Origin of the sequence: Aquabacterium sp. (assembly GCF_029946005.1) — a bacterium.
Lineage (GTDB): Bacteria > Pseudomonadota > Gammaproteobacteria > Burkholderiales > Burkholderiaceae_C > Aquabacterium.
Genome location: NZ_JAQSDR010000025.1, coordinates 1 through 21,259, shown reverse-complemented (window position 1 = coordinate 21,259; position 21,259 = coordinate 1). Strand labels below are relative to the sequence as shown.

16 protein-coding genes are annotated in these 21,259 nt (G+C 59.6%); 5 read left to right on the top strand and 11 right to left on the bottom strand.

All coding sequences use genetic code 11. From position 1 onward, the window contains the following. Positions 1 to 21 precede the first annotated feature (21 nt). From PSV38_RS13195 to PSV38_RS13145, 11 genes are all read right to left on the bottom strand, one after another. Positions 22 to 960, bottom strand: coding sequence for a fatty acid desaturase family protein (locus tag PSV38_RS13195; protein ID WP_300548122.1), 939 nt, complete (start codon positions 958 to 960; stop codon positions 22 to 24). Positions 961 to 1,047: 87 nt separating this feature from the next. Beyond that, positions 1,048 to 1,845: a PaaX family transcriptional regulator gene (locus tag PSV38_RS13190; protein WP_300548120.1), complete on the bottom strand. Its 798-nt coding sequence runs from the start codon at positions 1,843 to 1,845 to the stop codon at positions 1,048 to 1,050. A 48-nt stretch (positions 1,846 to 1,893) separates the two neighbouring features. Continuing rightward, positions 1,894 to 3,012 carry a zinc-binding dehydrogenase gene (locus PSV38_RS13185; RefSeq protein WP_366526659.1) on the bottom strand — a complete coding sequence of 373 codons (1,119 nt, stop codon included), beginning with the start codon at positions 3,010 to 3,012 and terminating at the stop codon, positions 1,894 to 1,896. An 81-nt stretch (positions 3,013 to 3,093) separates the two neighbouring features. Continuing rightward, complete coding sequence (locus PSV38_RS13180; protein WP_300548116.1) at positions 3,094 to 4,602, bottom strand: aldehyde dehydrogenase family protein; 1,509 nt, start codon at positions 4,600 to 4,602, stop codon at positions 3,094 to 3,096. An 80-nt stretch (positions 4,603 to 4,682) separates the two neighbouring features. Continuing rightward, positions 4,683 to 5,888, bottom strand: coding sequence for a helix-turn-helix domain-containing protein (locus tag PSV38_RS13175; protein WP_300548114.1), 1,206 nt, complete (start codon positions 5,886 to 5,888; stop codon positions 4,683 to 4,685). Positions 5,889 to 5,912: 24 nt separating this feature from the next. After that, complete coding sequence (locus PSV38_RS13170; protein ID WP_300548112.1) at positions 5,913 to 7,769, bottom strand: AMP-binding protein; 1,857 nt, start codon at positions 7,767 to 7,769, stop codon at positions 5,913 to 5,915. Positions 7,770 to 7,821: 52 nt separating this feature from the next. Continuing rightward, positions 7,822 to 9,051: a saccharopine dehydrogenase NADP-binding domain-containing protein gene (locus PSV38_RS13165; protein WP_300548110.1), complete on the bottom strand. Its 1,230-nt coding sequence runs from the start codon at positions 9,049 to 9,051 to the stop codon at positions 7,822 to 7,824. Then, the gene (locus tag PSV38_RS13160; RefSeq protein ID WP_300548108.1) at positions 9,048 to 10,322 is read right to left on the bottom strand and encodes an NADH:flavin oxidoreductase/NADH oxidase family protein; all 1,275 of its coding nucleotides are present in this window, start codon (positions 10,320 to 10,322) and stop codon (positions 9,048 to 9,050) included. Before PSV38_RS13160 ends, PSV38_RS13165 begins: the two co-directional genes overlap by 4 nt. Positions 10,323 to 10,379: 57 nt before the next feature. Next, positions 10,380 to 11,465: an AraC family transcriptional regulator gene (locus PSV38_RS13155; RefSeq protein WP_300548107.1), complete on the bottom strand. Its 1,086-nt coding sequence runs from the start codon at positions 11,463 to 11,465 to the stop codon at positions 10,380 to 10,382. 13 nt (positions 11,466 to 11,478) lie between these two features. Beyond that, positions 11,479 to 13,062, bottom strand: coding sequence for a DUF2306 domain-containing protein (locus tag PSV38_RS13150; RefSeq protein ID WP_300548105.1), 1,584 nt, complete (start codon positions 13,060 to 13,062; stop codon positions 11,479 to 11,481). Positions 13,063 to 13,220: 158 nt separating this feature from the next. Further along, a complete protein-coding gene (locus tag PSV38_RS13145) occupies positions 13,221 to 13,871 on the bottom strand; it encodes a TetR/AcrR family transcriptional regulator (protein WP_300548103.1) in 651 nt (216 codons plus the stop codon). A 72-nt stretch (positions 13,872 to 13,943) separates the two neighbouring features. On the opposite strand from PSV38_RS13145, the gene PSV38_RS13140 reads away from it, so the two are divergent. The 5 genes from PSV38_RS13140 to PSV38_RS13120 all read left to right on the top strand — a co-directional run bounded on the left by PSV38_RS13140 (position 13,944) and on the right by PSV38_RS13120 (position 20,771). After that, positions 13,944 to 15,098 (top strand): acyl-CoA dehydrogenase family protein, encoded by a 1,155-nt coding sequence (locus tag PSV38_RS13140; protein WP_300548101.1) that lies wholly within the window; start codon positions 13,944 to 13,946, stop codon positions 15,096 to 15,098. Positions 15,099 to 15,141: 43 nt separating this feature from the next. Continuing rightward, complete coding sequence (locus tag PSV38_RS13135) at positions 15,142 to 16,785, top strand: acyl-CoA dehydrogenase family protein (RefSeq protein WP_300548100.1); 1,644 nt, start codon at positions 15,142 to 15,144, stop codon at positions 16,783 to 16,785. 65 nt (positions 16,786 to 16,850) lie between these two features. Then, a complete protein-coding gene (locus PSV38_RS13130) occupies positions 16,851 to 17,849 on the top strand; it encodes an AraC family transcriptional regulator (RefSeq protein WP_300548098.1) in 999 nt (332 codons plus the stop codon). After that, entirely contained in the window at positions 17,800 to 18,927 is a 1,128-nt protein-coding gene (locus tag PSV38_RS13125; RefSeq protein WP_300548096.1) for an AraC family transcriptional regulator, read from the top strand. Before PSV38_RS13130 ends, PSV38_RS13125 begins: the two co-directional genes overlap by 50 nt. Before the next feature lie 269 nt (positions 18,928 to 19,196). After that, positions 19,197 to 20,771, top strand: a complete 1,575-nt coding sequence (locus PSV38_RS13120) for a methyl-accepting chemotaxis protein (protein ID WP_300548094.1) — start codon at positions 19,197 to 19,199, stop codon at positions 20,769 to 20,771. Positions 20,772 to 21,259: the final 488 nt, after the last annotated feature.

Below are 21,259 nucleotides of genomic sequence, written 5' to 3'. Positions count from 1 at the left end.
AAATATTTTTGTGTGGTCAATTCATTGCATGTTATTAAGGGAGCCTTTGGCCCTTTGATTAATAATAGGCTGCTGGTTTCGATGATTCCCCCAGCATCTCTTAATCACAGCCCAATACGATGGCTGAATACAACCCATACCTTCATAACAGCCCTTTGAAGCCATCAAGTGGTGCATTTCCTTGAGTCGATACGAGGGAACGCCAGCTGCAAAATGATGCTCCAGATGAAAATTGACGAAGTTTGGCGCCCATAGCAAACGTGCAAGGGGATTCGCAAGTGTGGTCGCCGTGTTGCGACGTGGGTCTGGGTGAAGGTGCTCTGGCACGCCGCCATGCTCACCCATGACACGCAGCCGCAATACCAGCGGGAATATGAAGATTTGGCCCAGCCACCAGCACAGGTAAACCTCAGGGTGACCTGCAGACCAGAGAAGCCCGATCAATATGGCATGGCTGGTCAAAAATGGGGCCTGGGACCCCAGCTTGAAGGTCTGAATTTGGTAGAGGATGTTCTTAACGCCGTTCAGGCCCGACACATCACGCAAAAACTTTCTTGCAAGGCTTGCACCGCTGGCAGGATAGCCAGCGACGAAAGCGAGGTCAGGATCCTGTTCAGTTCCTGCATGACGGTGGTGGGTGAGGTGCCCCTGTCGATAGGCGTAATAAGGTACGTTGGGCAAGCCCCCGAAGAGCCACTTGCCTGCCCATTCGTTGAACGCGCGTGACGAAAAAAGCGTCTGATGCGCTGTGTCATGCACGAGGACACCAAGACCGAGTGCACGCGCACCAAGCAGTACAGAAGCGACGCACCAGGCTAACCAGTGCTCCCAATAAATGGGTATGACAAAGCCAATGGCGATCAACGTGAAGTTTGCCACCGTCATCCAGATCGCTTGGATGTCCGACTTCTCACTCAATCGCTTCAGTTCTTGCCTGTCAATCAATTCCAAAATGGTCATATCCAAGCCTCATTCAAAGGTTGGAGCGCATCCTAAAATTTATTTCAATATTACACAACTGTTGCCTATATGTGTAATATTGCAGACTTACATCCAACGCACCCAGACATCATGAGCGCCCCGTTTGTACTCGTGCAACTTGCCAACGAGAGCATCCCGTGGTGCCAGTGACATGAGCTCGGGGGGAAGCATCGGATCCCGCACCAGTTGGGAAACGGCTGTACGTCCAAGCAGAAGGGTTTCCCTCAAAGCTTGCTCACGTGGCATACGGGGCAGCATGGTCAGGTGCGCCGTCAAGGCCTGCTGCAACACCTTGTACTGCTTAGCGAGTTCTTGTACTGGCCACAGCGCAGATGCATGGCGGAACTCGCTGGCCTCCAGGTGACTGAGCAGGAACACACGTGCATGTTGCGACAAGCCCAAGGCCTGCAGCTTGCTGCGTTCGGAATGAACGCCCCCAGCTCGGTTGCACGGACGCAACTGGAGGCCATGTTGAAGAGTGGCAAAGCCTCGCAGGGACAAGGCCAGTTGATGGCGCCGCCACGAGGTCTTATCGGAGCGTGCCACGGCTGCATCGTGCACGCCAACCCAGTCACCTTGCCAGGCAACCTCATCGGACATTTCTTGGCTCCACGCGTCCAGCGCGTTTGCAAGTGTTAAACCCGGACGATGCAGGATGTACAGACCACGGGCGGCTCGCCGTACCTTCTTTCCCGCCAGTAAACGCGTCATTGCTACGCGCATGGTCGATTCACGGTGCCCTAGCAATTGGCCAGCACCACAAATGACCTGCCCTGAGAGTGCAGCGCCGTGCGCCGCCAAAAGGTCCAGCACAAGATCCGGTGCGTTAGGAATATCGACTTGGATTTGGCAAATTGTCTCCATGCGCCTCCGACGTGTCTCAGGTATCCCTAAGGAATGGGAGGACGGCAATCACAATATCACGGCCTCTGAGGAGGGATCAATCAGTATCTTGACTTGGTCTGGTGCTTTGGCCAGCATGTCGAACACACTTTCGACGCCATGCAGCCCGACGGTCCCAGTGATCAGCGGGGCTGCATCAACCTTGCCCTCGGCCATCATGTGCAGTGCCTGCCGGAAATCCAATGGCGTATAGCCCAAGGAGAATCGAATGTCGATCTCTTTGTTGATGGCCATGGCCGGCTCAATCGCGTCTGTCTGCATGCACACGCCGACGACCACGATGCGGGAGAACTGCGGCGCGCTTGCGATGATGGACTGCAGGATGCCTGGAACGCCAACACATTCGAAGATGATCGGTCGGGTCTTGCCAATGCCCAGACGCTCGCCGACCGACCACAGGTGCCACCAGGGGAAAGGGAACTGGTCTAGCTGCTCCTTGGAGCTCATGCCCAGCTCGAAAGCACCCGCCACATCGTTGATGAAGCCCAGTTCCCGCCACTGCGCATACGGAGACTCCTTGCCGGGATTGACCACCAAAGTGGCGCCGCAATGTTCTGCCATGGCGCGGCGCACGGGCGAGAAATCACTGGCGATGATCTTGCTCACGCCTTTGGCCTTCAACATGCAGATGACCGCAAGGCCCACAGGGCCGCAACCAATGACGATGGCAACGTCTTTGCGTGTAACCTCCCCGCGCAAGACCGCGTGCAGACCCGTTGCCATCGGATCGGTCAGTGCAGCATCAGCGGCTGGCAAGCCATTGGGAATGGGCATGGTCATGGTCTCTTGCACCACAACCCGTTCTGCATAGGCCCCAGGCGAGTGCGCTGATAGACCCAGCAATTCGATGTCCAGCCCTCGCCTGATGAGGGGAAGCGCCACGACAGCCGTCCCTGGCTTCAAACGGGTGCGGGTGCCTGGACCTGCATCGATGACTTCCGCGCTGAACTCATGCCCGAACACCATCTCCTGGTCTGAACCAATCGACGCGCGATAGCCTTGGCTTTTCATCATGCGGCCCCAGTGGTCACAGTGATCACGCACATGCAGGTCACTCCCGCATATCCCGCAGCGCAGCACCTTCACGAGCAATTGGCCAGGGCCCGGAAGGGGATCCGGGCGCTCCATGACGGACATTGCCCGGTCCTTGCAAACAACAGCTTTCATACTTGACTTCCTTGAGGCCCCGTTGACAAGGCCGGGCTGGTTTCAGACCGCGATAATCACCGATTTGGTCTCCAGGTAGGACTCGAGTGAGGCTTTCCCCAGGTCCCGACCGATCCCCGATTGCTTGTATCCCCCAAAGGGCATGGCCGGGTCGAGCACGCTGTGGCAGTTCACCCAGACCGTACCCGCCTTGATCTTGGGGATCAGCCTGTTCACCTTGGACAAGTTGTTCGACCAGATGCTGGCCCCCAGGCCATAAGGCGTGTCGTTTGCCCAGGCCGCGATGTCATCCAGGTCATCGAAAGGCATGGCCGTCAGCACGGGGCCGAAGATCTCTTCTTTCATGATGCGCATGGAGGGGTTCACATTGGCCATCACCGTGGGACGCACGTAGTAGCCCGGCAGATCAGAACGCTGCCCGCCAGCGATCAAGGTAGCGCCTTGCTCAATACCGCTTTCGATGTAGCTGCACACCCTGTCCAGCTGGGGTCGAGATATCAGCGGTCCGATTTGTGAGGCTGGATCCAGCCCATGGCCCATGGGCATCTGCTCCGCGATCAAGGCCACGTCGGCAACGACGCGGTCGAAAATCTTCTTGTGTACGTACAAACGCGAGCCTGCGCAACACACCTGACCATGGTTGAAGAAAATGGCCTGTGCCGCGCCCGCCGCAGCGGTCGTCGGGTCGCAGTCGTCAAGCACGATGACAGGCGATTTTCCGCCCAGCTCCAGCGTGAAACGGGTCATGTTGTCAACGGCCGCGTGGCCGATGAGTTTGCCCACTTCGGTGGATCCGGTGAAGCTCACCTTGTTGACCGATGGATGGCGCACCAGCGGGGCGCCGGCATGCCTGCCATCGCCGGTGATGATGTTGACCACGCCCGGAGGGAACCCGGCCTGCTGAATCAGCTCGCCGAGCATTAGCGCGCTCAGCGGCGTCTGTTCAGCGGGCTTGAGCACCACCGTGCAGCCTGCAGACAGCGCCGGGCCCAGCTTCCACACAGCCATCATCAGCGGGAAGTTCCAGGGAATGACGATCGCGACAACGCCCACGGCTTCGCGTCGGGTGTAACTCAGGAACTCGGCACCCGGCATGTAGGGCACAGAGACCTGGGTGCAAGTCCCTTCGATTTTGGTGGCCCAACCCGCCATGTAGCGCAGTACGTCGATGGCTTGGCCCACATCCACGGCCAGGGCGATGGCCGCGGACTTTCCGTTGTCCAACGATTCGATCTCGGCAAAAGTCTGGGCCTGCCCCTCGATCAGGTCGGCCAGCTTGAGCATCAGACGCTGACGGTCCACCGGCTTGAGCTTGGGCCAGGGGCCCGATTCGAAGGCGCGGCGCGCTGCCTGTACCGCGTGCTCCACGTCCTGCGTGGCTGCGGCCGGCACGGTGGCGATCACCTCTTCGCTGGCAGGATTGATGACCTCGATGCGCGCGCCGCTGGCGGCAGGCACCCACGCGCCATCGATCAACATCTGGTGATGAGTGCGGTCCAGAAATTCAGTGGTTTGGGCCGAGAGCAGGTGGCGGGCGCTGGCGAGTTCCATGGCAATACTCCGTAGATTGACGAGCCATGAGCGTAGGTTGAGGCCCCTTGCTTTCGATGCCAGGTACTTTCCCTGTTTCACTATGGAACAGTCGGCGCTCGCAAATACCTGTAAATCAGTCCGCGCGACACCCCAAGGATGCGTGCCGCCCTGGAGACATTGCCTCCCGATGCCTGCAGCGTGCATTCGATGTGATGCCGCCCCAGATCGCCGAGCCTGACGTCGACGCCGGGCCTTGGCGGGGCTTCTTCCGCCGCCTTGGCCGTCACCGGCTGAGGCAATGCGGTGGCCGTCACGTCAGGCTGGCCCCCCGGTTGGAGCTTGACCCAGCGCCTGGCCGCGAATTGGCCCTGTACATGCAAGCTGACACGGGCCCACACCGCTAGCCCGCTGGGCAGATGTACCAGCGCAGGCTCATCCTTGCCAAGCAGGCCCTCCCATGGCGCCATGCGCATGCCAAAGCACGACACCACATCCTGCCCTGAACGGCCCATCAAGCGAGCCGCCAAGGCATTGGCCCAGGCGATGCGGCCATCGTCGGTGGTGCCGACCAGCGCCTCAAAAGGGGTGTTCAGCAGCTTGCGGTTGGTGTGGAAATGCACCACCAGCTCGTTCTCGGCACGCGCCAGCAGAAGGCGGTTTTCAATGGCGGTGGCGTGTTGTATGACCAGCGACATGGCGTCAAAGCCGAAAGGACTCGACTCCGTGGACAGGTTCAACACGGCGGTCAGCGCGCCAGTGGGGTCTCGGATGGGCGCAGCTGCGCAGTGCAAGGCCTGCGCGTCATCGAGGTAATGTTCCCTGCCCTGCACGGCGCAAGCCCGCCCGGTCTTCACCACGATGCCGGGAGCACTGGTTCCAACCAACCCTTCTGCCAGGTTAACGCCGACACGGCACAAGGCAGGCATCAACTGATGTGCCTCGCGCTGTAGCGAGCGGCCTGCATGAACGAGCACACCAGTGGCGTCCATCAGCAAGGTACAGCAGGCAGTACCGGCCAGCGCTGCTTCCAATTCGGTCAGTTCCGTGGAGGCAGCGGCCAGCAACTGGCGGTTGCGGCCCAGGGTGGCATGCACCCGTTTGGCGGTGACGGGCTCCAGCATCAAGCTGTCGCCCGGACTGCGGCGTGAGTTGAGGCAGCGTCCCCATGACTGGATCACCTCTTCGCCCACCAGGCCGGTAGGACGCTTGCCTTCGTCAAAGAACTGCTGGCGAGCCAGATCAATGCGTTGTTGTGGCGTGGAAAAGAAAATCTGCGATGACTGGGTGGACTCGTATGGTTGCATGGATGAACCTTCTCGGTCGACCTCTCAGTCCTGCTGCACTTGGCAATCGATGAGGTAGTGGCCCACGGCACCATCAACGGCGGCGAGGACATCCGCCGACGGCGATTTAAGGTGGACGGTCGCACGCAGGCCTCTCGGGCCACCTTCCACGACCGACACCCCCACGAAGGCCGCGCCGGCGAGCGGGCCGAGCACATCGGTCAGCACGCGACTGGCCGCATCGGCACGCAAGGCTGGCTTGTAGACCTTGCCGACGGTGGTCACTGGAAGCGTCTGGATCAGGTAAACCGCCTTGGGCCAGGCCGGACGTTCGTTGATGCGCACTTTTGCAAAATCCGCCAATGCCAGCGCGGATTCCTGGGCTTCGGGCTTGAGCACGACGTAGCAGACCGGCAACTCTCCGGCGTAGGCGTCGATCTGGCCCACTGCGGCGGCCGCCGCGACGCAGGGGTGTTCGAGAAAAGCTGCTTCTATCATCGCAGGGTCGATGTTGTGGCCGCTGCGGATGATCAGGTCCTTGGCGCGCCCGGCAATGTGCAACTTGCCTTCGCTGTCCTTGAAAGCCAGGTCGCCGGTGTTGAGTTCACCTTGTCCAAAAGGTGTTTCAGCAGGGGTGTGCGCCCCGATGTAGCCCGGTGACACATGAGGTCCTCGGACAAACAACACCCCGATCTCACCGGTGGCGCACTCCTGTGACCACTGACCATCTTCCCCACGACGGCGTACGGTGAGTTGGGTGTACGGCAGGCGCAGGCCCACGGAGCCCAGCGTCGGCTGCCCGGCCGCGGGGTCGATGGCCGTCACCCCGCCGCTTTCAGTCATGCCCAGAACTTCATGCAGCCGGCGGCCGGTCATGGCCATGAAGCTTTCAGCCACCTTGCGCGGAATGGCGGCGGCGCCAGTGATGCCAAAACGCACCAGCTTCAGGTCACCATTCACTGGCACGTTCAAAAGGGCACTCAGCGCAGTAGGCACTGCCCCGAAGATGGTGACCTTCTGCCGTTCGACGATGCGCCAGAAGTTGTTGATCATGGCTGGGTTGCGCATGCCTGTTGGCGACAGCATGACCACGCGTGCGCCCTGCATGAAGAAGGCCAGGCTGGAGGCAATGGTGCCTCCGACGTGAAACAGCGGCATGCCATTGCTTGCCACGTCATCAGCAGTGATGCCCAGCATCACGGCTGCACCCAGTGCGGCAGTGAGCTGGTTCTTGTTGGTGTGGGCGACCAGTTTGGGAATGCCCGTGGTGCCACCCGTGTGAAAGTACGCGACGATGGCGTCGGGGTCATGCAGGCGATCGAAGGCCAGCTTATCAAAGGGCTGCCTGGAGATGGCTGACTGGTAGTCGTTCACACCTTTTCCCACGGAAAGCTCGTTCTGGCCAGTGCCCACACATAGCACTGTGAGCGCGGAGATGCGCGCTTGGATCTGCTCTGCTTTGGTGGCCAGCTCTGCCGACATCTCACGGCTTGTGCTGACCAGCACCTTGGCACCAGAGGCCTGGATGAGCGAGACGAGCTCCTCCACATTCAGCATGGGATTGAGCGGCACGGCATAACCGGCGGTCTCCGCGCCCCAGAGCACTTCATGGGTTGTGGTCAGGGCGGGCAGCATATAGGCCACACCAAGCCCTACCCCACCGATGTCCACAAACAGGTTGGCAGCTGCGGTGATGCCGGCGAGCAATTGCCCATAACTCACATGATGGACGGCTTCGTCATTCTCACCCGTCATCACCATTGACAAGGCCATCGACGCGGGGGACTCGTCACCCCTGCGCTTGAACACCTCGTACACGGTGTGCGGAATGCGCGCCTCCAGAGGTGCTGCTTGTTCAAAGGTCAGAATGTCCTGCTCATTGCGCAGTGGAAGGAGGTCCATAGGGTCCTTGAGGTCGGTTGTCGGCCTAGAAAGCCGCACGCTTGGCGCGAACTTAGAGCACGTCGAAAGTCAGGCCGGCGTCGGATTGCAGGCGTGTCAACAAACGATCGCCCATGAGCGAGGCGGGGGTCCAGAAGCCGCCAGCGTGCTGCGATCGATCCGTTTCCAGGGCCAGGCAGAGCGCAGCCTCTCCCAGCATCTTGGCCGTGGAGCCATAGCCTGGGTCGCGGTCTCCCGTGACCTTCACACCCAGGGACTGACCGTCAGCCGTGCGCCCGAAGAGACGGATGTCGAAGCCACCCTTTTCCTGCACTTCGGGACTGGGGCCTTCGCCCGGCTGGGGCATCCATCTTTCCAGCAGGTGGCGGGTAGGCGACAACATGGCCATGGCCATGAAGCCACCCATTGCCAAGGTGATGCCCGCGGCGATGGCGAAACCCTTGATCCCGGGGCCCACCATCATGGCCTCGTCGTAGCGGAAGCCAACGCCGTACCGGCCGGTCAACAAATTGGAGCGGTGGACCACACGGGTGTTGATACCGGCCATCACGAAGGGGGCGACCCAACTGCGGATGTCTTTTTCATACCTGGCCCCCCGCACGTTGGCTTGCCGCACACCCTGGACGCCCGGACACAAGGCGTAGGGGTTTGAAAGGACGCCGCGCACCTGCGGGTCTTTCACCGCCTCGCGCATGGCGTTCAAGATGCTCGCCACCGTGCCGCCGGAGAATTCCCCCCGCATTTCCTTGATGCGGAACTTGACGGTGCTGCAGGGTTGCCCCAGCCGCGAGCGGGCATGCTTCTGCAGAAAGTACACGCCCAGATCGGACGGGACGGAGTCGAAGCCGCAGCAGTTTACGATCCGGGCGCCGCTGGCCTTGGCTGCGCCATCGTGCTCATCGAGCATGCGGCTGATCCACTGGACCTCTCCCGCCAGATCGCAGTAGTCGGCGCCGGTTTCAGCACACGCTTTCACCAGGGCCGAGCCATGGATGGCGTATGGCCCAACCGTGGACACCACCACGCGCGTTTGCTGGCACAGCGTCGTCAGCTCAGCCGGGCGGCTGGCGTCGGCAACCAGGATGGGGAGGCTCTGCGCACCAAGGCCGAGTGCGGCCCGCACCTCACGCAACTTGTCCATCGAACGGCCTGCAAGTGCCCAGTTCAGCGAGCCGCCCACACCATGCTTCTCCCACAGATAGCGGGCGACGATCTGGCCCACGAAACTGGTGGCACCAAAAACAACGAGGTGGTAGGGCGGCATGTTGCTGGCTTGACTCATGCGCGCATCCTCAAACGCCCTCGCAAGACCTTGGGAAGGTTGGTGAGGAGATAGAAGAACAACATCCAGCGTGCCGACATCTGGGGGTTGGGCCTTTTGCCCTTGCCAATCAGCTTCATCTGGGCGTTGTACCAAAACAGTTCTGTCAGGGCGTTGCGGTCCAACTTGGCGATGCCTGTGCGTCTTGTGGGCGTGCCAGGCATGTCGGTGCCCGCCAGCAGCTTGGCCGGAGCCTCTGGATCGATGATGAGCGGGCGTGCCACCCCGACAAGGTCACAAGCGCCGCTCTTGAGAGCCGTGTCCATGCCTTGGCGTGTGCGGAACCCGCCCGTCACCATGATGTGGGTCTTGACCTCCTGGCGCACTTTCTCAGCGAACTCCAGAAAGTAAGCCTCTCGCTTAAGCGTACTTTCTTTCTTGTGCTCGCCAATCCCCACCATCACGGTGGCTTCATAGGTTCCACCGGACACCTCAATGAAGTCGATGTCAGCAGCATCCAATGCCTTGAAGACTTGAACGGCCTCGTCCTCGCTGAAACCACCCTTTTGAAAATCCGCTGAATTCAGCTTGATGCCCACGATGAAACGATTGCCGGTCACGCGCCGCACTTCCTGATAGCAAGCCATCACAAAGCGCATGCGGTTGGCCAGTGAACCGCCCCACTGGTCCTTGCGCTGGTTGTGCAACGGCGACAAGAATTGACTGATCAGATAGCCATGAGCTCCGTGGAGCTGTACCCCATCGAATCCTGCTTTCTTGCAAATGCGGGCCGCCTCTCCAAAGCGCTTGATGATCAGTTGAATCTCCAACTCGCTCAGTTCGCGTGGCGTACCGAACATCGATGCCAGGTCCGGCCCGAATCCGATGGCAGACGGCGCCACGGTTTCCTTGTTGAGCCCTTTGGGGCATTGCTTGCCTGGGTGTGAAAGTTGCACTACCAAGGCCATCTGGTGCTTCTTGCCAATGTCGGCCCAGCGTCGCAGTTGCGCCAAGTCCTTCTCGTTTTCGATGACGACATTGCACGGCTCATTCTTGGCTCGCACGTCCACCATCACGTTACCGGTGATGCACAGACCCAGTCCACCTGCTCCCCAGGCTTCGTAAAGTTGAAGCAAGGCTGGGGTGACGTCGCCTTCGATCAAGGTGGCCATGCCTTCACTCAAGGCGCCTTTGGCAATCCGGTTCTTGATGCGCACGCCATTGATCAGCAACGGTGTGTGCACATTGATCTCTTCCAATGACGATGGTGCGTGGGGGCTATTTGTTTGCATCAGGTACTCCAACGGGACAAATTTGAGATGGTGTTTCGAAAGGCAATTTCAGCCGCGCTAGCCCTTGACAGAAATGGACGATGCGCTTTCCTGGGGGATGGCCACTTCCGCCTGACCCAAGCCGGCGCGCCAATCGGAGGGCGTTTGACCATGGGCGCGCTTGAACGCGCGGGCAAAAGCAGGCGCATTGGCAAAACCGGCTGCACTGGCCACCTGGGAAATTGTTTTGCTGGTTTCCAGCAGTAGAACCTCGGCATATTCAATGCCCACTTCAGTGCGCAATTGAGGCAAGGTGGAGCCCTCCTCCTTCAACTTCCTGCTCAGTGTTCTGGAGGACAATGCCAAGGTTTGTGCCAGAGTATCTGCGCTGAGCAATCGCTGCTGCACCATGGCCGCGTGCAAATGCCGTTTAATTTCACCTGTGAGCGGTTTCAGCCGTGCGTGCGATCGGTCTTGTTGCTCCAGCGTGGCTTTCATCAGAAGGTGCGAGGCCTTGCTGCGTGAAATCAGAGCAATACTCATGTCCACCTTGGGCAGCACGATTTTGTTCTGCCTGGCATTGAAAACAAATTTCAGGCCAAAAGCCGCCTCATAATCGGCCTGGTTACCGAGTGCCGCATGCTTGAGATAAACTGTGCCTCCCGTGAAAGGTCGGCTCAGGAAAGACAATATTTTCAAAGGGGCCACCACGACCATTTCCGTGAAAAAGGCGTCGACCTCGCCAAAGTCGTGCCTGCATTCGATGATGGTGTGGATATCGCCCTTGAATTCCATGCGATGTAATTCACACGCCGGCATCACCAGCGTCGCGTAACGCATGACACCTTGCAGTGCTTCGTCGAGATTAGCGGAGGTCAAGGCCAGCATGCCCAGCGGCCCGTGTGCCGTCAGCGGAAAGTGCTCCATGAGGGTCACCAGTGGCAACTTGCCAGGTGGGCACAAACTCAGGAAGTAGGCCAGCGCCAGTTTGAGCTGTTTTCCATTGATAGACTGCCATGGCATAAAGGGCCTGGGCAAATCGATACCACAGTGCTGATAGATTAGCTCGACATCCATGCCCAACTCCCGGGCAAGGGACTCTGCGATCTCCAGGTACTGGATAGGAAAGGTCAGGCTTTTGAGCGTGCGGTCGGATGTTGGCATGGCAGTGGGAGGTTCAACGCGCAATGCGGCTGTGAGTGGCCTGGCTGTACATGGCGGCAACATAGGCCAAGGTGAGATACAGCATCCAGGGCGAATTGCAGGCCAGGCGGTAGACATGCCCAGACTGGATGAACTGAGCATCGATGCCGAAGGTCGCCAGCACAGGCAAGAACCAGTAAAAACCAGGCATGGACAAAAGACAAGCCACGGTAAAAACAGCCCACTCTTTCACCCAGGCTGACTGCCTCTTGAGCAAGGCCCAAACCAAAAGTCCCGCAAAGCCCATCGTGGCAAGCCCGCCGAAAACATGCATGGCGCCGCCAGTCAGTGTCGCGAAACTGGGCATGCCGATCTGCCACCCCCAAGACAAATAAATACTGCCAGCCATGCCGCTGCTCAAGGCAAGGACCCAAGCGGTCGGCCCAAGGATTTGCACCTCAGTCGGCCGCGCCACGAATATCTTCCACAAGAAATGGGCGCCCGATGCCAGGCCGAGCATCAAGGCCAGAGCAAAAAGTAATCTGGTTCCGATCTGCGTGGCGATGATGCCGTCGTGAGTCTGGATCACGCCTTGGGGGATGAATTCCGCGGCCAACGGCATTGGTGTAAAACCAGGTGACAACAGGAAGTGCTCAATGGTTGTCCAGCCTGCAACTAAAATGGCAATCAATGCAAGCCAAGCCAGCAATCGTCCAAATTTCATCTGAAGGCCGAAGTCCTGTGCGATTTTGGCGGCTGACTGATCAGTGCGTTCCGATTGAACCCACCGATTCACGGTGAAAAGCCCATAGCCACACAATAAACACAGCGGTATCAAAGGATCAGAAACTGCATAATTTGCCTCCAACTGACGCATGCCAGGTGCCACCGCAGCAAATATGAACCATCCCATGCGGCCAATAGGTGCAGTCAGCAGCATGGCATAACTCATCGTCATCCAGGCTTGATGCTGGGCAATGTGTTTTTGCTTCAAGGCATACATCGCCGTCCACAAAGAAAATGTCACCACAATGGCAAGCACCCACAACTCAACATAAAATGTGAGTTGGTCATAAATCTTTTCTACGGGGGTTCGAAACATATAACCCAGCGCGCCGATCATGGCCAACTGGGCGGTGACCAGGTAATACCCCCCCATGCCACGGTGGAGGCGAGGATATTTGCGCCTCAGGGCAGGCCAGAATTGCAGAGCACCGAACAGCATGCATGAGCCGGCCATTAAATTGTGCAGCGAAAGCGCGATGCCATTGAATTTTGGCATGGTGGCGTAATGCAATAACTGGTCGCCCAGGCCTCGGCTCCCATAAGCAAACGTCGGCGAGGTGATCAGGCCCAACATGGCGATGCCCACGCTTGAATGTCTGGCAATCTCGGCAGGCGCCTCCAACGGGCGCCCTGAATCAGCAGATTCCACCAGTGCGGAGCGTTTGGCCGCCACCTCGGCATTGCCTGCCCCTCGAAAATTGACGATGCCGGTGTCGATGACAATCAAGCCATAGACCAGCATGATCAGACTGAGGATAGACGCCATTGCCCGCAAGAGCCACGTTTTTAGCGAGGTCGAGCGCTGCTTCAGAAGGGCCGCAGACGAGTTCATGATTCCTTGTATCTCCATGGCTTGACCTCACCATGCTATGAGTCATGAACGTGCCTAACTCGCCGAATGCGTGCTCAAAACGCCAACCTGATCCTGACTGAGATTCGCCTTGGTGGAACCAACTGGGAGTGATAGGGCACTGGTGCGGGCATCCGGCCTCAGGCTTCACGGAGGTAAGCTCGCACGGCCCCCAACACCTCCTGTTTCAGGAACGCTCTGTCCAGGCCCGCCCCCAGCGTCATCAGGCTCTGCGTGATCCAGCCATACATGATGGCGTGGACCATGCGCGCCACCGCGTCGAGCCGCTCCGGGGCCACAGGATCGCAGGCCGAGGCCAAGGCCTGCCGCCACAGGTCCACGTATTGGTCGTAGTGCTTTCGGTACGCCTGGGGGCTGGAGACGCGGCGCTCCAGCAGGAAGAGCGCCAGCCACTTGTCAGACTCGCCCATCAACAGGTCGATCTGGTCGTTGATGATGGCCGTGGCGATGTCGGCGCGCGGCATGCCCCGGTGCCGTTCGGTGCTGACCTGCAGAGCCTGTGCCAGCTGCTTGACGCACATGTGGATGGTCAGTGCGGCCAGCGCCTCCTTGTTGGCCACGTACTCGTAGAACGTACCCACGCCCACGCCCGCCACGGCCGCCACCTCGCGGACCGTGACGCGCTCGTAGCCGCGCTCGAGCAAAACCCGAACAAAGGCCTCCTGCAGGGCCTCGGAACTGAACCTGGCCCGTGACTGCTGAGGCTTGCGGCGCGTGGCGGCCGAAAGCCGAACACCTGGGCGGTCCCTTTTTTCTAGAATCTTTGGCATGGCGTTAGAGCTTCATCTGCTCGTGTGGACGGGATGGATGGCGACGCGCTCAGTCTCGCACCAAAGGCCCTTATGCCGATCAAGCAATTTCCCTCCGAGTGGATGACCGACGAACACCAGATGCTGATGGCTTCGGCCCAACGCTTCTTCAAAGAGCGCTGGTGCCCGGAGGATGAGCAGTGGCGCCAGGCGGGCATCATGCCCCGAAGCGCCTGGCTGGATGCGGGAGCCCAGGGTTTCCTCTGCGCCTCCATGCCCGAAGCCTACGGGGGCGCTGGCGGCGACTTCGGCCACGAGGCGGCCCTCCTGCTGGCCCAAGGCCTGTGCGGCCTCAGCGGCTTCGGTGGCTCGCTGCACTCAGCCATCGTTGCGCCCTACATCCTGCACTTCGGGACCGAGGAGCAGAAGCAGCGCTGGTTGCCGCGGATGGCCACGGGCGAGCTCATCGGCGCCATCGCCATGACCGAGCCGGGCACCGGCTCCGACCTGCAAGGGGTGCGGACCCAGGCGGTCAAGGAAGGCGACAACTACCGCCTCAACGGCAGCAAGACTTTCATCACCAATGGCGGGCTGGCCAACCTCCTGCTGGTGGTCGCCAAGACCGACCTCAAAGCCGGCGCCCAGGGCATCTCCCTGATGGTGGTCGAGACAGACGAGGCCCCCGGCTTCCGCCGTGGCCGCCTGCTGGACAAGATCGGCATGGAGTCTCAGGACACCTCCGAGCTGTTCTTCGACGACGTGGTCATCCCCTGTGAGAACCTGCTGGGCGGCCAGGAAGGCACGGGTTTTTTCCAGCTCATGCAGGAGCTGCCCCAAGAGCGCATGATCGTGGCGCTGACCGGCGTGGCCGCCATGGAGTTGGCCATGGACCTGACCCTGCAGTACACCAAGGAGCGCCAGGCCTTCGGCAAATCGGTGTTCAGCTTCCAGAACACGCGCTTCAAGCTGGCCGAGTGCCAGGCCACTCTCATGGCCAGCCGCACGATGGTGGATGCCGCCATGGCCGCGCACCTGCGCGGCGAGCTTGGCGTGGAGCGGGCAGCGCTGGTCAAGTTCTGGGTGTCGGATCACCAGTGCAAGGTGCTGGACGAATGCCTGCAACTCTTCGGCGGCTACGGCTACATGAAGGAGTACCCGATCGCCCGTCTGTGGACGGACGCACGGGTGCAGCGCATCTATGGCGGCACCAACGAAATCATGAAAGAGCTCGCGTCGCGCTTCCTGTGACGCGGCCCTGGCCCCGCCCCTCTCCATCCACCCGAGGCACCCCATGAACTGGCAAACCCACGACGTCAGCAATCAGTTCGACGAACTGAGCGACTACAACCTCCACACCACCGACCAACCCCTGCGTGACGCGTTGGAGCAGGCGCGGGCCCAGTCGTTCAGCCCCCGGCTGCAGGCCTATGGCGAACGCCTGGGGCGTGCCGAGACCTACGAGCTGGCCGGCCTGGCCAACCGCCACACCCCCGAACTCAAGACCTTCGATGCCCGGGGCCGCCGCATCGACCAAGTCGATTTCCACCCCAGCTGGCATGAGCTCATGGCCATGCACCGGGCCCACGGCCTGGTGTCCCTGCCCTTCGCCAGCGAGGACACCGGCCGCTGGTCGGCCTGGGCCGCCAGCTTCTACATGGCCAACCAGGTGGAGGCGGGCACCATGTGTCCGGCCACGATGACCCAGGCCGCCATTCCCTTGCTGTCGCGAGAGCCCAGCCTGGCAGGGCTCACCCATGAGCGTCTGCTGAGCACCGACTACGATGCACGCGACCTGCCCATCGAACAGAAGCGCTCCATCTGGATCGGCATGGGCATGACCGAGAAGCAGGGCGGCTCCGACGTGCGGGCCAACGCCACCGTCGCGACGCCCGTCGCGGGCAGCGACCGCGAGTTCACGCTGCGCGGCCACAAGTGGTTCTTCTCCGCCCCCATGAGCGACGCCCACCTGGTGGTGGCCAAGACGCCGGATGGCGCGCCCACCTGCTTCTTCGTGCCGCGCTGGCGCCCCGATGGCAGCAAGAACGCCGTCGAACTGCAGCGGCTCAAGGACAAGGTCGGCAACCGCAGCAATTCCAGCAGCGAGGTCGAGTTCAAGGATGCCTACGGCGTGCTCATGGGCGAACCCGGCCGCGGCATCCCCACCATCATCGAGATGGCCACCTACACCCGCCTCAATTGCGTGGTGGGCAGCGCTGCCATGGTCCGCCAGGGCCTGGTGCAGTCACTGGCCTACACGCGCCAGCGCAAGGCCTTCGGCCAGAGGCTGGCGGATCAGCCTTTGATGCAGGCGGTCTTGTGCGACCTCGCGCTGGAGAGCGAGGCCAACATGGTGCTGATGATGCGTTTGGCCATGGCCTATGAGCGCGACCACGACTCCATCGAGTACGCCTGGAAGCGTGTGATGACCCCTGCGGCCAAGTTCTGGGTGTGCAAGCGCGCGGTCGAGATCACCGGCGAGACCATGGAGGTCTTCGGCGGCAACGGTTACGTGGATGAAGGGGTCATGGCCCGCCTGTACCGCGAGGCTCCGGTCAACTCGATCTGGGAAGGCTCGGGCAACGTCATGTGCCTGGACCTGATGCGCGCCATCGCCAAGGACCCGTCTTCGGCCATGGCCCTGCTGAGCGACCTGGCGCAAGACGCCACAGGCCACCCACTGCTGGTTGAGGAACTGTCTTTGCTGCAGGCGATGCTGAAGACGGATCCCCAGCACCTGCAGGGGATGGGGCGGCTCTTCGCCCAGCGTCTGGTCACGGCGGGGCAGGCCACGCTCCTGCTTCGCCATGCGCCCTCGTTCGTGGCGGAAGCCTTCATCGCCACCCGCCTGGGCAGGGGCTGGGGCTCGGTCGTGGGCTGCGTGGACATCCGGCAGATCGACGTGGCGCGGCTGCTGCAGCGCGCCTACCCGGCTTGAGACTCATATCCAGTCAAAGATCAAGGCCGCCAGGGTCCAGAAACCGCCGACATGCTGGAGCTTACATGCACGCAACCTCAAGTATCAACCCAGTCGCGATACGGCACATCATTGAAGAAATACGTCATCGGGACAAAAATCCTGACGAGCTGTGTCGCAATATGGGTCTGACAACAGGTGGGTTCGAGTCCCCCGATTTAAAGCTCTCTTGCAGGCAAATCGAATCCCTTGTACGCAGAGCCATCCGCATGGTGCCGGATCCACACCTAGGGCACCAAGTTGGTTGCATGCGCAACATTGTCGATTCCGGACTAATGGGCTTAGCGATAGCCACCAGCAAATCGCTGAGGCAGTTTCTTGAACTAGTGCCCAGCTATCCAGGCGCCTTAGGATCTCCATTATCGATATGCTTGGAACATGCCGAAGACGGCACACTCTGTCTTGTGGCCAAGGCTGATCATGAGGACCTTTCTGTCGCGGCGTTCTTCATCGACGAGCTATTCACGTCGCTGTTGCAATTGCTGCGTTCAGCGCTTGGCAAAAACATCACCCCTCAATTCCTTGATTTTTCGTACTCAAAACCTGAGCACGAAGATGCCCTCCACAAGTTCTTTCAAGCCCCGATTCAGTTCGGGCAAAACACCAATCGCTTGGCCATAGCTGCTGATTGGCTGGATGTGGAATTGCCAACCGCCGACGCAGTCGTTTTCACCCACGTGACCGAATTACTCAAACGCGAGTTGGCCGAGTTCCAACAGTTCGACATCTGCCAGACCATTGAGCGCGTGATCAGTGGCCGCCTGGAATCGCCGCCCAAACTGACCGAAGTGGCAGCATCGCTTGGCACCAGTGAACGTACCTTGCGCCGCCAGCTGGCGCAAATGGGCATGAGCTACCAAACACTGACAGACAAAGTGTACAAATCAAAAGCCGTGGAGTTTTTGCAATCGTCTGATGCTTCCGTCGCGGATGTTGCTACTTCGTTGGGATTCTCTGACGTACGGAATTTTCGACGTGCATTCAAACGCTGGACAGGTGTTGCGCCAACGTCCTGCAGAAAATAAAGCCAAGATGCCCGTCATCAAAAAACCCTTTTACCGCGAACAAAAGGGTTGGACATTGGGCGCTGAACGCCTTGCACCGTTCGTGGTCGGCCCGGACCCCATGGTCCATCCTCTCGTTGTTCGTTACTGCCTTGAGCAACTTCAGCAACACGGGCTGGATACCCAGCACATCCTGCAAGGACTTGATTTCTCAATTGAAGACCTCAAGCGACCAGAGTTCAGGCTCAGCTATACCAAGGCAAGCGAAGCCATCTGGCGTGTCATCTCCACGCTCAAAGATCCTGACTTGGGCCTGATCATTGGCAAGCAGCATCACATCATGTCTTGGGGACTGGTTGGCTTGGGCGCCATGGCTTGTCCCACGCTTAAAGAAGCCATCGCCTTTGGCCTTGAACATCAAGAAGCGGCCGGATGTCTCCTGTCACTGCATGCCAGGCAAGAAGATCGCCAGCTTTCAATCATAGCGTCAGTCAAATTCGCAGACGTTTCCATAGAGCACATCTTGGTAGATGCCACCTTCGCTGCGCTGGCTCAGGCTGGCCGCGTGATCACTGGTGACCACTTCCAGCCCCGTTTGATTGAACTGGTATCGAGGCAAATCGCCAACGTCGATCGGTACAGAGATACTTTTCAATGTCCGGTGTTGTTCGGCTGCATGGAGAACAAGCTGGTCGTTGACTTGGGCAAGCGCTCGGACAAAATCAGTTCGGCGAACTCGGCAGTTATGAAAATGGCGTCGGCAGCCCTGCTTCGAGAACGAGCAAACTCATCCGCAGCAGTGTTTTCTCGCCAATTCGTGGAGCCGGCGATCAGGGACAACCTGCAGATGCCGCCCTCACCTGCCGATCTGGCAGCAGCAATGGGCCTGAACGAACGCACGCTGCGGCGAAAATTAGCGCAAGAAGGCACGACCTACTACAGCATTCTGGACCTGCTACGCAGGTCTCGTGCGCTGGAACTCCTTTTACTCGGACGCCGATCAACGATGGAGGTTGCCACCGCGCTTGGATTTAGCGATGTGCGCAGCCTGGGCCGGGCTTTCAAGAGATGGACCGGGCACCCCTTGCCAATTCAATAGGGCGCAGCCCCCGCATTGGCCGATAAGGACTCAATTGATGCCCGACCTTGCTATACATGCAGGCCCCACCTGATCCGAAATAACAGGATGTTCAACATGCGCAAAGAAACATCATGCAGCGAGAAGCTTCGGACACTCCACCTCGGGGCCATCAGCGGGCGCGTACAGCGACGGCATTTTTCCCTGAATTGCCCCCCCTTCCTGTCCGTCAATTGGCCTCAGATGCCCAGCCACTGACCGAAACCCTACATCTAACGACTATTGCGACCATGAGATTCAACAACATGACCGTGCAGGCCAAACTGACTGCAGCTTTTGGCACCCTCGCGTTATTGGTCCTTCTGGTGGCGGGACTGTCTTTGAAATCCTTGAACGATGCCAACGAACGCTTCTCGTCATATGTCAACAGCATCAATGCGCGAGCCAATCTGGCCACGCTCGTGCGCACCGCCGTGGATCGCAGGGCCATCGCTGCACGCAACCTGGTCCTAGTCACCGAACCATCCGATGTGAAGGCGGAAAACGCGGCAGTCGTCAAGGCGCATGAGGACGTGCAGAACGCTCTAGCCAAGCTCATCGCCATGTTGAACAACGCCGACACGCCCGAGGAAGCGAAGAGACTGGTCGCAGACATCCGCCAGGTCGAGCAAAAGTACGGCCCCATTGCGCTGGCCATCGTCGATCTGGCGCTGCACCAGAAGCAAGCCGAGGCAATTGCGAAGATGAATGATGAATGCCGCCCGCAACTGGCCGCCTTGATCAAGGCCTCCGACGACTACGCGACCTACGGGGCGAACCAGGCGCAAGCGTTGACTCGCGCTGCCGCCGCAGAGTACTCAAATCAAAAGGCCTACTTGCTGGTGGCCTGCCTCACGGCCTTATTGGCTGCAGCAAGTGCTGGCTATTCGATCACCCGCAGCCTGACCCGTGCATTGGGAGCCGAACCTGGCCAGGTCAGCGAAGCCGTCCAGCGTGTGGCCGATGGCAGACTGGGCACGCCGGTGAAACTGCGCGCGGGGGATACCACCAGCACCATGGCTGCGGTACAACGCATGCAGCAATCCTTGTCAGGCATCGTTCACTCGGTCCGAGGGAACTCCGAAAGCGTGGCCACTGCTAGCGCACAAATCGCCCAAGGCAATGCTGATCTGAGCCAACGCACCGAAGAACAGGCCAGCGCCTTGCAACAGACGGCCTCCACGATGGAAGAGCTAAGTTCAACCGTCCGGAATAACACCGAGAACGCCAGGCAGGCGAATCAACTGGCCCTGGGTGCCAGCACTGTGGCCATTCAAGGTGGAGAAGTCGTCGAGAATGTGGTGCAGTCCATGAAGGCCATCAATGACAGCTCCAAAAAGATCACGGACATCATTGCGGTCATCGACGGCATCGCCTTTCAAACCAACATCCTCGCACTCAATGCCGCAGTGGAAGCCGCCCGAGCAGGCGAGCAAGGCCGAGGCTTTGCCGTGGTGGCCAGCGAAGTGCGCAACCTGGCTCAACGCAGCGCCAATGCGGCCAAAGAGATCAAGACATTGATCACCGGCAGTGTGGAGCAAGTGAGTCATGGCATGGCCTTGGTAGACCATGCAGGCAAGACCATGCAAGAGATTGTCGAATCGATCAAGAAGGTGAGCGACATTGTGGGCGAGATCAGCTCGGCCAGCGTTGAACAAAGCGCCGGGGTAGCCCAAGCAGGCCTGGCCATCAATCAGATGGACCAGGTGACACAACAAAACGCCGCTCTGGTGGAGGAAAGCGCAGCTGCCGCCGAAAGTCTGAAGTTGCAAGCACAGTTGCTGGTCCAAGCAGTGTCGGTCTTCAAGCTCGCTCACGACGCTTAGAAATGCCCGTGACATGATGATGCGTGTAGGCGCGCCTTGGCTGTGAACTCGAGCACATGGCCGCGTTCTACGATGTCTCGAACTGCATGGGCTCACGAGCGATGGAAGATCACTGATCAATCGATTGCTCGAATACTGAACTTCAACTCGCATTCAGAGACCTTGTCGTATAAATCGACAAGCCTCGGCTTGAAGTGCTCTCCAATGATCTGGCGGATTGCTTGCACTAGCGCGAAGTACCTGAGTAAATTCAAAGCTTCCTCCCGTTGCAATATACCCAACAATTCTTGGTAACCAGCACCCCCTCAGCCAGCCGCCTCAATGCTGCATCGCTGATATTTAGCATTTCCACCAACTGAGCTTTTGAAGGTCGCGGTAGGGACGAGGATTGCTCCTCGCCCCCCGCACAGATCCGTACGTGCGGCACTACCGCATACGGCTCCTGCCTTGAGTCATGACGCGAAGCGCTCGTTCGGGTACGGATGAAG